We start from the raw sequence: 12,791 nt of genomic DNA on the forward strand, positions 1-12,791 counted from the left end.
AAGCCCGGCTTCGGCCGGGCTTTTCTTTTCTCACTTCTCCCCACTCTCAACTATCCTAGGCGGATGATCTCCTCCCATCTCGCCGTCGTTTCGCTGCGCGACCTCACCCTGGTCCAGGCCGTGCGCCGCCATGGCAGCTTCAATAGCGCCGCGCGTGCGATGCATATCAGCCCATCGGGGCTGTCGCATCAGGTGCAGAAAGTGGAGCAGGCGCTGGGCACGCCGCTGTTCGAACGTGGCGGGCGACGGGTAGTGCCGACGGCCAGCGGGCATCGGCTACTGGAACAGATCGACGCCTTGCTGGTGGCGGCCGAACATCTGCAGCAAGCGGCCAAGGCGGGCGAAGTGGCCTTCGGTGGCGAGTTGCGTCTGGGCGTACTGGCGACGTTGGGGCCGTATCTGCTGCCGCATCTGATTGCGCCGTTCCCGCAACATTTTCCCGGTGCGCGCCTGAGCCTTTCCGAAGGCAAGCCGCGCGGTCTGTTGCGCCGGCTGCACGAAGGCGAGCTCGATGCCGTGCTGGCACCGCCGGCCACCGTGCCCAGCGGCATCGCGATGCGCTCGCTGTTTTTTGAACCCTGGGAGTTGATGTTCCGCGACGACCATCCGTTAGCCGGCAAGCGCAGTATCGATCTTGAGCAGCTCGATGCCGGCGACGCCACGCTGATGAGCGAAAGCCACGCCGATGGCTTGCCGGGCGTCAACGGCAGTGGGCATGTGCAGGATGTCAGCCTTGAAAGCCTTGCGGCGCTGGTCGGTCTGCGCGGTGGCTATGCACTGGTGCCGGCCTTGGCGCATGAGCGCCTGGCATCGATGCCGAACGTGGCTTTGGCCAAGATAAAGGACCCGACGCAGGGGCGTGAAATCGCGCTTTATTGGCGCGAGGCGTCGCCGTGGCATAGCGATCTGCAGTCGTTTGCGGAGTTGCTGCGCAAGCTGGCCAAACAGCGGCCTGGGCTGAAATTGATCGACGCCTGAGCCGCAACGAACCTCAGTTTTTATCTTCGTCATCCCGGCGCAGGCCGGGACCCAGTGGCCTTGTGATCGGTTATCGCGAGAGCCAACAAGCATCCGCTCTATCGCGAAAATCGGAAACCGAAGCCACTGGATCCCGGCCTGCGCCGGGATGACGGTTAGGGAGGGCTTTCGAGATTCCCGGGCGTCGCTTCTACGAAATCCCGCAGGCTTTCCGCGTTTTCAACGACCGCTATCGAGCGTCGCCCCCGTCAACAACCCGCGCGCCAGCATGCTGCACTGCCGCCGATACACCACCAGCTGCCACTGCCGTCCACCGACCTGCCGCCACAACACCGCCGAACGCACCGCGGCAAGCAGACTGGCGCGAACACGTTCGACCACATTGGCCTGCTGCAGCTGCTGCGGGTTGCCCGTGACCATCACACGCGGCTTGAGCGTGGACAGCGTGGAGCTGTAGACCTCGGCCAGGCGGCCGAATACCTGTGGCGAGCCCTGGCCGAAGTGCTCGACCTGACGCTGTGCTTGCACGATGCCCTTCTGCAAGGTCGACAACAGGGTGTTATTGCGCGAGAGACTGCGTTCGAGCCGCATCACGGTCACCGCCATGCGGGTGACCGCCATGTCGCGCCCGGTTTCGTCCAGCTGGCTGATCAGACTGCGCAGGCCCAGGCGTACGCCGCCCACGCCGCCATAGACGCCCACGACCGAGGGCGAATCGATGCGAAACACGCTCGCCAGACTCGACTCCAGCGCGCTTTCGTCGCAGCGTCCGTCGTTGGCCAACTGCTGGGCCAGCGTGGCGGCCTGGAACAGGCCGGCGAGTGCGAGCACGCGCTCTTCGTTCATGGCAAAAGCTTCAAACACGGAGTGACTCATCGATAAAAGAAAGGGAGGGTGATTCCGACCAGCCGCCATAAGGCGCATCGGTCGTGGCGATGACGGCACCGCCCAGGCAGACGTCGCTGTCATAGAACACCACCGATTGTCCGGGCGTGACGGCGCGCTGCGGCTCGTCGAATTCGACCAGCAGCCCATCGCCATGCAGGTGCACGGTGCAGGCCTGATCGTGCTGACGGTAGCGCGTCTTGGCGGTACAGCGAAAACGTGTCGCGGGCGCTGCGCCGGCGACCCAGGTGGGTGTTTCGGTAGTCAGGCGGCGGGAGTGCAGCCAGTGATTTTCGCCGCCCTGGGCGACATACAGCACATTGGCGGCGACATCCTTGCCCACGACATACCAGGCCTCGCCACTGGCGCCATGGCGGCCACCGATGCCCAGGCCATTGCGCTGGCCCAGCGTGTAATACATCACGCCTTGATGCTCGCCGATCAGCGCGCCTTCGGGCGTGCGCATCTGGCCAGGACGGGCTGGAATGTACTGGCTCAGGAACTCACGAAAATCGCGCTCGCCGATAAAGCAGATCCCGGTCGAATCCTTCTTCGCGTGGGTCGGCAGCGTGGCTTGCTGCGCCATTACCCGGACCTGCGATTTTTCGATCTCGCCGATCGGAAACAGCGTGGCGGCCAGCTGCGCCTGTCCCAGCGCATGCAGGAAATAGGTCTGGTCCTTGGACGCATCGACCGCACGCAACAGCCGGAACTGGCCGTCGCGCTCATCGACGCGCGCATAGTGGCCGGTCGCGATCTTGTCCGCGCCCAGGGCGCGCGCCTCGTCCAGAAACGTCTTGAACTTGATCTCGCGGTTGCACAGCACATCCGGGTTCGGCGTGCGCCCGGCGCGGTATTCGGCCAGGAAGTGCTCGAACACGCCGTCCCAGTACTGGCTGCTGAAATTGCGCGCATGGAACGGAATGCCCAGGCGACCGCAAACCGCCACGGCGTCCTTGCGATCGGCATCGGTGGTGCAGGGGCCGTCGCGGTCGTCCTCTTCCCAGTTCTGCATGAACAGGCCTTCGACCGCATGGCCGGCCTGTTGCAGCAGCAGCGCCGCGACGGACGAGTCGACCCCGCCGGAAATGCCCAGCATGACTTTCATGGGTAAGGATCGCCGGGCAGCTGGCTATGCAAGACCTGCAAGGGAAGACGCTGGCCGGACAGCCAGGCATCGATGCTCGCCAGCACCATCGAGGTGCGCAGGCGGTCGCCAAGCTCGGCGATCTCCTGACGGGTCATCCACAGCGCGCGTTCGATGTCCTTGTCCAGCGGACGGTCCGGATGGTGCTTGACGGCGCGGGCGGCAAAGCTGAAACGCAGCACGTCGTCGCCGTGTTCCGGGCTGACCCATTGCTGGACGCCGATGAAATGCTCCAGTTCGACGTCCCAGCCGGTTTCCTCCAGCGTCTCGCGCACGGCGGCGCTGACCAGGCTCTCGCCCTGGTCCAGATGGCCAGCCGGCTGGTTATAGACCAGGCGGCCGGCGACCTTCTCTTCGACCATCAGATAGCGGTCGCCGTCGGCCACCACGCAGGCCACGGTGACATGCGGGTGCCAGACCGTCGAAGAAAAAAGCGGGGAATCGGTCATGTGGGGATCAACGAATGGCCCGGTCGGGGCTGGAAAAGTCGATATTGTGCCATTACCTAAGACGGCAATGCCGGCGAGGGCCTTCAGGTGGCTCGGTGCGCCGGAGTTATACTTCTTTCCAAGCTCCATTATCGATGACACATGGCCCACGAACCCGAACACGAACAAGGCAATGGCCACGGGCTGGCGCTGGAGACCTCCAAACCGGAGGTGGCCCGGCCGCCCCTATTTCAGGTCGTGCTACTGAACGATGACTTCACACCGATGGATTTTGTTGTGGAGGTCTTACGCAGTTTTTTCAATTTAGACCAAGAGCGGGCTGTGCAGGTGATGCTACATGTGCATACTCGGGGCAAGGGCGTTTGCGGGGTGTTTACCAGGGAGGTGGCTGAAACGAAGGTAACTCAGGTAAACGAGTATTCACGTGCTCATCAACATCCGTTGTTGTGCACTATGGAAAAACTTTGATCGCCCCCATGTTGTAGCCATCGCGGCGTTGGGCCGCAGCCATTTAATGGAGAGGGTCCGGATGTTTAGCAAGGATCTCGAAGTCACCATCGGCCAGTGCTACAAACAGGCCCGTGAACAGCGCCACGAGTTCATGACCGTGGAGCACCTGCTACTTGCGCTTACTGAAAACCAGGCAGCGTTGGGCGCCTTGCGCGCCTGCGGTGCCGACTTGCCAAGGCTCACCGCCGAGCTTGAAAAGATCATCGCCGAGACCGTGCCGGTACTGCCGCACGGCGACGAGCGCGATACCCAGCCCACCCTGGGTTTCCAGCGTGTGCTGCAACGGGCGGTCTATCACGTTCAGTCCTCGGGCCGTAAAGAGGTCACCGGCGCCAACGTGCTGGTGGCGATTTTCGGCGAAAAGGACTCCCATGCGGTCTATTTCCTGCATCAGCAGGAGATCACCCGCCTGGACGTGGTCAATTACATTTCCCACGGCATCGCCAAGATCGGCGACGAGTCCTCGTCGCAGATCCCGGGTGCCGAGCGCGAGGTTGAAGAGGGCGGCGAGCCGAAGGGCAACCCGCTGGCCGAATACGCCTCGAACCTCAACGAGCTCGCCCTGGAAGGCAAGATCGATCCCCTGATCGGCCGTGCCGACGAGATCGAGCGGACCATCCAGGTGCTCTGCCGCCGTCGCAAGAACAACCCGCTCTATGTCGGTGAAGCCGGCGTGGGCAAGACGGCATTGGCCGAAGGTCTGGCCAAGCGCATCGTCGACGGCGAAGTGCCCGAAGTGCTCGAAGACGCCACCATCTGGTCGCTCGACCTGGGCGCACTGGTCGCCGGCACCAAATATCGCGGCGACTTCGAAAAGCGCCTCAAAGCGGTGATCGGGCAGCTGAAGAAGCAGCCGGGTTCGATCCTGTTCATTGACGAAATCCACACCATTATCGGTGCGGGTTCGGCGTCGGGCGGCACCATGGACGCCTCCAACCTGATCAAGCCGATGCTGGCCTCCGGCGAGCTGCGTTGCATCGGGTCGACCACGTTCCAGGAATTCCGCGGCATTTTCGAGAAGGACCGCGCGCTGGCCCGCCGCTTCCAGAAGATCGACGTGGTCGAGCCGACCGTGGCCGACAGCATCGAGATCTTGAAGGGGCTGCGTTCGCGCTTCGAAGAACACCACAACGTGACCTATACCAACGAGGCGCTGAAGGCCGCGGTGGATCTGTCGGTCAAGCACATTCCCGACCGTCTGCTGCCGGACAAGGCCATCGACGTGATCGACGAGGCTGGGGCCCATCAGCGCTTGCTGCCGGAAGACCAGCGAACCAACAAGGTCGACGTACCGGAAGTCGAGTACATCATCGCCAAGATGGCGCGTATCCCGGCCAAGCAGGTCTCGGCGTCCGATCGTGACGTGCTGCGCAACCTCGAACGCAACCTCAAGATGGTGGTGTTCGGTCAGGATGCGGCGATCGAAGCCCTGGCCGCGTCGATCAAGATGGCCCGTTCGGGTCTGGCCGATCCGTCCAAGCCTATCGGCAGCTTCCTGCTGGCCGGCCCGACCGGCGTAGGCAAGACCGAGGTCACCAAGCAGCTGGCGATGCAGCTGGGCATCGAGATGATCCGCTTCGACATGTCCGAGTACATGGAGGCGCATTCGGTGTCGCGTCTGGTCGGCGCCCCTCCGGGCTATGTCGGTTTCGACCAGGGCGGCTTGCTGACCGAGGCGGTGACCAAGCATCCGCATGCCGTGCTGCTGCTGGACGAGATCGAAAAGGCGCATCCGGATGTGTTCAACATCCTGTTGCAGGTGATGGATCGCGGCGTGCTGACCGACACCAACGGTCGCGAAGCGAACTTCAAGAACGTGATCGTGGTGATGACCACCAATGCCGGTGCGCAGCAGGCGTCGCGTCGCGGCATCGGCTTCGTCAAGCAGAACCACTCGATGGATGCGATGGAAGTGATCCGCCGCAGCTTTACGCCGGAGTTCCGCAACCGTCTGGACGCGATCATCCAGTTCAATGCATTGGACTTCGAGCACATCCTGCGTGTCGTGGACAAGTTCCTGATCGAGCTGGAGTCGCAGCTGAGCGAGAAGCACGTGTCCCTGGACGTCGATGCTGACGCCCGTCGCTGGCTGGCCGAGCATGGCTTCGACCCGCAGATGGGTGCCCGCCCGATGGCCCGCGTCATCCAGGAAAAGGTCAAGCGCATGCTGGCCGACGAGCTGTTGTTCGGCAAACTGGCCGATGGCGGCAAGGTGCTCCTGAGCGTGGTCGACGGCGAGCTGAAGGTCAGCACCGAGGCGGCCGAGCAGGTGCCGGCCACGGTGTCATAAAGTGTTGTAAGCCCCCGCAGGGCAACCTGAAAGGCCGCGCCTCGTGCGCGGCTTTTCTTTTTTGGAGCGGGGGACAGGGAATGGGGAGGGCGCGGCCACTTGGCTCTTACCGTTCCCCGTTCCCCGCTCCAAACCAACGCAAAAAGGCCGCAACCCGAAGGTGCGGCCTTTCTCACGCCGGCTAAAAGCCCGCGATTACTTCATGCGGTAGGTGATACGGCCCTTGGTCAGGTCGTACGGGGTCATCTCCACCTTCACCTTGTCGCCGGTGAGGATGCGGATGTAATGCTTGCGCATGCGGCCAGAAATATGAGCGGTTATGACGTGCCCGTTTTCCAGTTGCACGCGGAACATGGTATTGGGCAAGGTCTCTTGGACCGTCCCTTCCATTTCGATGACGTCGTCTTTTGCCATGCGTTCCGGTGATTGATGGCACGGCCCTTGTGGCCGCGTAAGCCATCGATTATGCCACGGATTCGGTCATGGTTAAAGAATCATCAAGCGAAGTGTTCATCCAGCTTGCGTCGGATCTCCTGTTCGACCATCCCCTTGAGCGGCGCCAGCATCATCCCGAGGTCCGCCCGGACCTGGATGGCGTCGCTTTCCACCGCGATCGACCCGTCTACCCCGGGGCGGCTGAAACTGAAGGTGTCGCCCTGCCACTGACCGTCCATCCCGAACTTCTCGCGCATCTTCGTGGCGACCTGCTCGACCACGGCGCGGGCTTCGGCCACAGACAGCTGATGTGGCTTGCGGATGTCGATCTTGGGCATAACTTCTCCGTGAAGGCGGTTCAAACCATAGCTTCAAGCATAACGGATGAAGCGCGGCCAACTTAGGATCTGCTCAAGGCGCAGGCTTCTGCTAGAGTCCGGCACACTATCGACCGGTTGATTCATGCGCATCGAATTTCCCAATTCGGCCCGCGAAGATTTCCCATGGACGCAAGCTACGCTGCGCGTCGGTAGCGCTCCGGATAACGATCTCGTGTTGGCCACCGGCCAGGCGCATCCTTATCACCTGCGCATACAACGGGATCGTCGCGGCATCGTTCTGCACGTACTGGCTCAGGCCGGGCGTATCTATGTGAATGCGCGACCGATACGCGAGCGCAGCCTGCTGCGTGCCGGCGATGTCCTGAGCGTCGGCGACTGCCGCATGCTGCTGCGCGAGGACGAGTCGCCCGCCGAACGCAACACCAAGCAGGTGCCGGAAGAGGGGCGCTGCACGGTGGCGCTGCGTGCGATCGCCGGTCCGCTGTCCGGGCGCGTGCTGTCGCTGCAGGATCGTCTCGAGCTCGGTGCCATGGGGCGCTACCCGCTGGAATTGCCGCAAGGCGAGGCCGCCACGCTGCGCATCGCCTGGCAGAACGGCCGGCTTTGGCTCGAAGCAGGACAGAAGTCGGAGCGTTATCCGCTGCGCGTCAACGGCGTGGAAGTCGGCCACGCGGCTTTGCAGCCGGGCGACCAGATCGGCATTGCCATGCACCGTTTTATCGTCGACGCGCCAGGGATGGAAGACGAGCCGGAAATTCCCGTCTATACGCCACCGGTCCAACACCTGCCCGAAGAAGACGCCGGCCCTCGCGGCGAAGTATGGTGGCTGATCGTGACGGCGGCGGTGATTGCTTTGATTATCGCGCTGGTATTGTTCGTCAAGTTTTGAAGACAAGCCCCGTTTGATTTCATCGGAAACTGTTTCGTGAGTAGAGTCTGGAATTTCAGCGCAGGACCGGCAGCCCTGCCGCAAGCGGTGCTCGAACGTGCACAACGCGAGATGCTCGATTGGAACGGTAGCGGCGCATCGGTGATGGAGCTCTCCCATCGCGGCAAGTTGTTCATGGGACTGGCCGCGCAAGCGGAAGCCGATGTCCGCGAGCTTGCCGCGATCCCCGACGACTACGCCGTGCTGTTTCTGCAAGGCGGCGCGACCCAGCATTTCGCACAGATACCTATGAATCTGGCGGCAGAAGGCGCCAGCGCCGACTACATCGTCACCGGTCATTGGGGCGAGAAGGCGGCCAGCGAAGCGGCGCCGTACGTCAAGGTGGATATCGCCGCCAGCAGTCACGCCGACAATTACGTCAAGCTGCCGGCACGCAACGGCTGGACGCTCAATCCTGCCGCGGCTTACGTGCACTACACACCGAACGAAACGATTCACGGCGTCGAATTTCATGACGTGCCGGAGGTGGGCGAGGTACCGTTGGTGGCCGACATGTCATCGGACATCCTGTCGCGACCGATCGATGTGCGCCGTTTCGGCCTGATCTACGCGGGTGCGCAGAAGAATATCGGTCCCTCGGGCCTGGTGTTGATGATCGTGCGCCGGGACTTGCTGGAGCGTGTCACTCGTCCGATGGCACGAATCTTCCGCTACGCCGAGCATGCGGCGAGCGATTCGATGCTCAATACCCCCAATACCTGGGGCTGGTACCTGGCGGGCCTGACCTTCCAATGGCTGAAGGAGCAGGGCGGTCTTGCTGCCGTGGCGGCACGAAACGATGCCAAGGCGGCCTTGCTCTACGACACGATCGACGGTTCCGGCGGCTATTACCGCAATCCGATCGACCCGGCGTCGCGCTCGCGCATGAATGTCCCGTTCACCTTGCACGATGCCGCGCTGGACGCCGTATTCCTCAAGGAGTCCGAGGCGGCCGGCCTGTTGGCGTTGAAGGGCCACAAGGCGATCGGCGGCATGCGCGCCTCGCTCTACAACGCCGTATCGCTGGAGGCGGTCGAAGCCTTGACCGCATTCATGCGCGAATTTGCCACGCGCCATGGCTGATGTTGCGGCGCGCAAAAGCACGCGCGCCGATGTAACATCGGGAGCGGACATCTTTACTGCCAGACGGCTTTGAATCATGACGGACCAGAAAACCTCGCTCGCTGAGGTGCGCGATCGCATCGACAGCATCGACAAGCAAATCCAGGAGCTGATTTCCGAGCGCGCCAATTGGGCGCAGGAAGTGGCCAAGGTCAAGGGCGAGGGCCTGTCGGCGATCGACTATTACCGACCCGAGCGCGAGGCCCATGTGCTGCGCATGGTGGTGGACCGCAATCACGGCCCGCTGTCCGATACCGAGATGGTGCGTCTGTTCCGTGAAATCATGTCGTCCTGCCTGGCGCAGGAAGACCCTCTGAAGATCGGCTTTCTCGGTCCCGAAGGCACCTTCAGCGAGCAGGCCGTGCGTAAGCACTTCGGTCATGCCGCCTATGGTCTGCCGCTGGGCAGCATCGAAGAGGTCTTCCAGGAAGTCGCCGCCGGTCATGCCGATTTCGGCGTGGTGCCGGTCGAGAACTCCGGGCAGGGCATGATCCAGGTCACGCTGGACATGTTTCTTACCTCCAATGCGACGATCTGCGGCGAAGTCGAACTGCGCGTGCATCAATGCCTGCATTCGCAGGCCGGCAAGCTCGATGCGATCAAGCGCGTCTACGCGCACGCGCAGTCGTTGCAGCAGTGCAAGACCTGGCTGCGCATCAATCTGCCCGATGTCGAATGCATCGCAGTCAGCAGCAATGCCGAAGCGGCACGCATGGCGCGTCACTCGGACGATGCGGCGGCCATTGCCGGCGAGACTGCTGGCCGCGTTTACGGTCTGACCACGATCGCACGTGGTATCGAAGACCGCGCCGACAACACCACGCGTTTCCTGGTTATCGGTCGCACGCTTTTCCCGCCGTCGGGCAACGACCGCACGTCGCTGTTGATCACCGTCAACGATAAGCCGGGCGCCTTGTACGACGTCCTCAGTCCTTTCGCCAAACACGACATCAGCTTGAACCGCATCGAATCGCGGCCGGCGCATACCGGCAAATGGCAGTACGCGTTCTTTATCGACGTCTCCGGCCATATCAATGACGAAGCGCTGCAAGGCGCGGTCAAGGAAATCGAATCGACCGTCGCCAAGCTGCGCGTGCTCGGTTCCTACCCGGTCGCGTTGCCGTGAGCGCGCGTCTGGATTGGCAGAGCAGCGTCGGGCGTGCGTTGCAGGGCAGTCTGCGCGTACCCGGCGATAAGTCCGTTTCGCACCGTTCGCTGATGCTCGCCGCGTTGGCCGAAGGCCGCTCGCATGTGCGCGGCTTTCTGGAAGGCGAAGATACGCGTGCGACTGCGGCGGTGCTTGCGCAGCTCGGCGTGCGTATCGAAACGCCGGCCGATGGCGAACGCCTGATTCATGGCGTGGGCCTGCATGGTTTGCGCGGCACGTCGGCGCAGCTCGATTGCGGCAACGCGGGCACCGGCATGCGACTGCTTGCCGGTTTGCTGGCGGGACAGGCGTTTGACAGCACCCTGATCGGCGACGAGTCCTTGTCCAAGCGACCGATGCGCCGCGTCACCGATCCGTTGGCTCGCATGGGTGCGCGCATCGACAGCCAGGAAGGTCTGCCGCCGCTGCATATCCATGGTGGCCATGTGTTGCAAGGCATCGAATACACGTTGCCGGTTGCAAGCGCGCAGGTGAAGTCGGCACTGCTCCTGGCCGGTTTGTATGCGCAGGGCGACACCGAGGTCATCGAGCCTCATCCGACGCGCGATTACACCGAACGGATGCTTGCCGCATTCGGCTGGCCGATCGATTTCGAACCGGGCCGTGCGCGCCTGTCGGGCGGGCATCGATTGAAGGCGACCGACGTCGATGTGCCGGCCGACTTCTCGTCGGCGGCCTTCTTCCTGGTGGCGGCCAGCGTGGTGCCCGGTTCTCAATTGCATCTGCAGGCCGTCGGCCTCAATCCCCGTCGTACCGGTTTGCTGCAGGCGTTGCGCCTGATGGGTGCCGATATCCGGATCGAGAACGAACGCGAGAGCGGCGGTGAGCCGGTCGGTGATATCGTCGTGCGTCATGCCCCGTTGCATGGCGTCGAGCTGCCCGAGGCACTGGTGCCGGACATGATCGACGAATTTCCGGCCTTGTTCGTGGCTGCAGCCTTGGCGCAAGGCTCGACCGTGATTCGTGGTGCCGCCGAATTGCGCGTCAAGGAATCCGATCGCCTGGCCAGCATGGCGACAGGCTTGCGCACGCTGGGCATCACCGTCGACGAAACGCCCGATGGCGCGACGATTGTTGGCGGCACGCTCAACGGTGGCAGCATCGACAGCCATGGCGACCATCGCATTGCCATGAGCTTCGCCATTGCCGGACTGGTGGCGCGCGAGCCGGTGCATATCGCCGACTGCCGCAACGTGGCGACGTCATTTCCCGGCTTTATCGAGCTGGCCAATGGCTGCGGTTTCTCATTGCGCGAAGTCGGCTGAGGTCACCATGGCCGCAGCGCTGCCACCATTCATCGTCGCCATTCCTGCCCGCTATGGGTCGACCCGTTTACCGGCCAAGCCGCTGCGCGATATTGCTGGCGTGCCGATGGTGGTGCGGGTCGCCCAGCGTGCGCTGCAGGCTGGCGCGGCACAGGTGGTGGTGGCGGTGGACGATCAACGTATCGCCGATGCGCTGGCCGGGCAGGGTGTGGACGTATGCATGACGCGCAGCGATCACGCCTCCGGTAGCGATCGCCTGGCCGAATGCGCGGCGCACTATGGCTGGGCCGACGATGCCATCGTGGTGAACCTGCAGGGTGATGAGCCCTTCGCACCCGCAGCGGGCATTCGCGAAGTGGCACGTGCGTTGGCCGAAGACGATGCGCCGATGGCCACGCTGGCCACGCCGATCGACGACGCGCACGAGCTGTTCGATCCGAATGTGGTCAAGCTGGTACGCGGTGTCGACGGACGCGCGCTGTATTTCAGCCGCGCGCCGTTGCCGTGGGCGCGCGATGCCTTCGCGAAGGACAAGGACCAGCTGCCGAGCGGCGTGCCGTTCCTGCGGCATATCGGTATCTATGCCTACCGTGCGGGTTTCCTGCATCGCTATACCGGTCTGGCCCGCACGATGCTGGAGCAGGCCGAATCGCTCGAGCAGTTGCGTGTGCTGGAACACGGTTACCCGATTGCCGTACGCCTGACGCCCGAGCCGTTCCCACCGGGCATCGACACCCAGGCCGATCTCGAACGGGCGCAGCAGTGGTTGCAGGCGCAGCAGCCGTGACACGCGTGCTCTTTGTGTGTTTGGGCAACATTTGCCGTTCGCCCGTGGTCGAAGTCGTAGCGCGAACCCATGCTCGGCGCGCCGGTCTGGACATCGAGTTCGCTTCCTGTGGAACGGGTGGATGGCATGTCGGCAAAGGGGCCGATACGCGCATGCGTGCCGCGGCCAGGACGGCTGGCTACGATCTCGAGCCGCATCGCGCGCGTCAGTTGAGGGCAGCCGATCTGCGCGACTACGATCTGGTGCTCGCAATGGATCGGGACAACCTGCGCGAGATCGAACGGCTCAAATCGACCGCATCTACGGCGCATATCGACCTGCTCCTGCCCTGGGCCGGTGTCGATGAGCCGGCTGAGTTCCCCGATCCCTACTATGGCGACGAGGCCGGCTTCACGGCCTCGGTAGCGCTGGTTGAACGAGGGATCCAGGGCTTGCTCGAACGCTTGCGCCGCGAGTCGTCCGGGGCTTGACACGACCCGTTAGAAT

14 protein-coding genes are annotated in these 12,791 nt (G+C 63.2%); 9 read left to right on the top strand and 5 right to left on the bottom strand.

Annotated elements, in window-relative coordinates; genetic code table 11:
* Positions 1 to 63 precede the first annotated feature (63 nt).
* Complete coding sequence (locus QMG46_RS14015; protein WP_281848444.1) at positions 64 to 978, top strand: LysR family transcriptional regulator; 915 nt, start codon at positions 64 to 66, stop codon at positions 976 to 978.
* 219 nt (positions 979 to 1,197) lie between these two features.
* Here QMG46_RS14015 and hflD read toward each other — a convergent pair whose 3' ends face one another.
* The 3 genes from hflD to QMG46_RS14030 are packed head-to-tail and all read right to left on the bottom strand — an operon-like array spanning position 1,198 to position 3,459.
* The gene (hflD, locus tag QMG46_RS14020; protein ID WP_281848445.1) at positions 1,198 to 1,824 is read right to left on the bottom strand and encodes a high frequency lysogenization protein HflD; all 627 of its coding nucleotides are present in this window, start codon (positions 1,822 to 1,824) and stop codon (positions 1,198 to 1,200) included.
* A 10-nt stretch (positions 1,825 to 1,834) separates the two neighbouring features.
* Positions 1,835 to 2,971 (bottom strand): tRNA 2-thiouridine(34) synthase MnmA, encoded by a 1,137-nt coding sequence (gene mnmA, locus QMG46_RS14025; RefSeq protein WP_281848446.1) that lies wholly within the window; start codon positions 2,969 to 2,971, stop codon positions 1,835 to 1,837.
* Positions 2,968 to 3,459 carry an NUDIX hydrolase gene (locus QMG46_RS14030; protein WP_281848447.1) on the bottom strand — a complete coding sequence of 164 codons (492 nt, stop codon included), beginning with the start codon at positions 3,457 to 3,459 and terminating at the stop codon, positions 2,968 to 2,970. The genes mnmA and QMG46_RS14030 overlap by 4 nt, the downstream gene beginning before the upstream one ends.
* 141 nt (positions 3,460 to 3,600) lie before the next feature.
* Here QMG46_RS14030 and clpS point away from each other — a divergent pair, with 141 nt between their 5' ends.
* The gene (clpS, locus tag QMG46_RS14035) at positions 3,601 to 3,927 is read left to right on the top strand and encodes an ATP-dependent Clp protease adapter ClpS (RefSeq protein ID WP_281848448.1); all 327 of its coding nucleotides are present in this window, start codon (positions 3,601 to 3,603) and stop codon (positions 3,925 to 3,927) included.
* A gap of 61 nt (positions 3,928 to 3,988) precedes the next feature.
* On the top strand, positions 3,989 to 6,259 hold the full coding sequence (gene clpA / locus QMG46_RS14040) for an ATP-dependent Clp protease ATP-binding subunit ClpA (RefSeq protein WP_281848449.1): 2,271 nt from the start codon (positions 3,989 to 3,991) through the stop codon (positions 6,257 to 6,259).
* Positions 6,260 to 6,454: 195 nt separating this feature from the next.
* On the opposite strand, the gene infA is transcribed toward clpA, so the two are convergent.
* Both infA and QMG46_RS14050 read right to left on the bottom strand, forming a co-directional pair.
* Entirely contained in the window at positions 6,455 to 6,673 is a 219-nt protein-coding gene (gene infA / locus QMG46_RS14045; RefSeq protein ID WP_019466733.1) for a translation initiation factor IF-1, read from the bottom strand.
* A gap of 83 nt (positions 6,674 to 6,756) precedes the next feature.
* Entirely contained in the window at positions 6,757 to 7,032 is a 276-nt protein-coding gene (locus QMG46_RS14050; protein ID WP_281848451.1) for a polyhydroxyalkanoic acid system family protein, read from the bottom strand.
* A gap of 124 nt (positions 7,033 to 7,156) precedes the next feature.
* On the opposite strand from QMG46_RS14050, the gene QMG46_RS14055 reads away from it, so the two are divergent.
* From QMG46_RS14055 to QMG46_RS14080, 6 genes are all read left to right on the top strand, one after another.
* Entirely contained in the window at positions 7,157 to 7,924 is a 768-nt protein-coding gene (locus QMG46_RS14055) for an FHA domain-containing protein (protein ID WP_281848452.1), read from the top strand.
* 36 nt (positions 7,925 to 7,960) lie between these two features.
* The gene (serC, locus tag QMG46_RS14060; RefSeq protein WP_281848453.1) at positions 7,961 to 9,046 is read left to right on the top strand and encodes a 3-phosphoserine/phosphohydroxythreonine transaminase; all 1,086 of its coding nucleotides are present in this window, start codon (positions 7,961 to 7,963) and stop codon (positions 9,044 to 9,046) included.
* Positions 9,047 to 9,122: 76 nt separating this feature from the next.
* Positions 9,123 to 10,211, top strand: a complete 1,089-nt coding sequence (gene pheA / locus QMG46_RS14065; protein WP_281848454.1) for a prephenate dehydratase — start codon at positions 9,123 to 9,125, stop codon at positions 10,209 to 10,211.
* A 92-nt stretch (positions 10,212 to 10,303) separates the two neighbouring features.
* Entirely contained in the window at positions 10,304 to 11,518 is a 1,215-nt protein-coding gene (gene aroA, locus QMG46_RS14070; RefSeq protein WP_281852898.1) for a 3-phosphoshikimate 1-carboxyvinyltransferase, read from the top strand.
* Positions 11,519 to 11,525: 7 nt separating this feature from the next.
* Positions 11,526 to 12,305: a 3-deoxy-manno-octulosonate cytidylyltransferase gene (gene kdsB, locus QMG46_RS14075; protein WP_281852899.1), complete on the top strand. Its 780-nt coding sequence runs from the start codon at positions 11,526 to 11,528 to the stop codon at positions 12,303 to 12,305.
* On the top strand, positions 12,302 to 12,775 hold the full coding sequence (locus QMG46_RS14080) for a low molecular weight protein-tyrosine-phosphatase (RefSeq protein ID WP_281848455.1): 474 nt from the start codon (positions 12,302 to 12,304) through the stop codon (positions 12,773 to 12,775). The genes kdsB and QMG46_RS14080 overlap by 4 nt, the downstream gene beginning before the upstream one ends.
* Positions 12,776 to 12,791 lie beyond the last annotated feature (16 nt).

Origin of the sequence: Dyella sp. GSA-30, from assembly GCF_027924605.1 — a bacterium.
Classification (GTDB): domain Bacteria; phylum Pseudomonadota; class Gammaproteobacteria; order Xanthomonadales; family Rhodanobacteraceae; genus GSA-30.

Bases quoted from the DNA above. Each gene is read 5' to 3' on its own strand.
- QMG46_RS14015 (WP_281848444.1), top strand. From the start codon at position 64: ATGATCTCCTCCCATCTCGCCGTCGTTTCGCTGCGCGACCTCACCCTG.
- hflD (WP_281848445.1), bottom strand. From the start codon at position 1,824: ATGAACGAAGAGCGCGTGCTCGCACTCGCCGGCCTGTTCCAGGCCGCC.
- mnmA (WP_281848446.1), bottom strand. From the start codon at position 2,971: ATGAAAGTCATGCTGGGCATTTCCGGCGGGGTCGACTCGTCCGTCGCG.
- QMG46_RS14030 (WP_281848447.1), bottom strand. From the start codon at position 3,459: ATGACCGATTCCCCGCTTTTTTCTTCGACGGTCTGGCACCCGCATGTC.
- clpS (WP_281848448.1), top strand. From the start codon at position 3,601: ATGGCCCACGAACCCGAACACGAACAAGGCAATGGCCACGGGCTGGCG.
- clpA (WP_281848449.1), top strand. From the start codon at position 3,989: ATGTTTAGCAAGGATCTCGAAGTCACCATCGGCCAGTGCTACAAACAG.
- infA (WP_019466733.1), bottom strand. From the start codon at position 6,673: ATGGCAAAAGACGACGTCATCGAAATGGAAGGGACGGTCCAAGAGACC.
- QMG46_RS14050 (WP_281848451.1), bottom strand. From the start codon at position 7,032: ATGCCCAAGATCGACATCCGCAAGCCACATCAGCTGTCTGTGGCCGAA.
- QMG46_RS14055 (WP_281848452.1), top strand. From the start codon at position 7,157: ATGCGCATCGAATTTCCCAATTCGGCCCGCGAAGATTTCCCATGGACG.
- pheA (WP_281848454.1), top strand. From the start codon at position 9,123: ATGACGGACCAGAAAACCTCGCTCGCTGAGGTGCGCGATCGCATCGAC.
- aroA (WP_281852898.1), top strand. From the start codon at position 10,304: ATGCTCGCCGCGTTGGCCGAAGGCCGCTCGCATGTGCGCGGCTTTCTG.
- kdsB (WP_281852899.1), top strand. From the start codon at position 11,526: ATGGCCGCAGCGCTGCCACCATTCATCGTCGCCATTCCTGCCCGCTAT.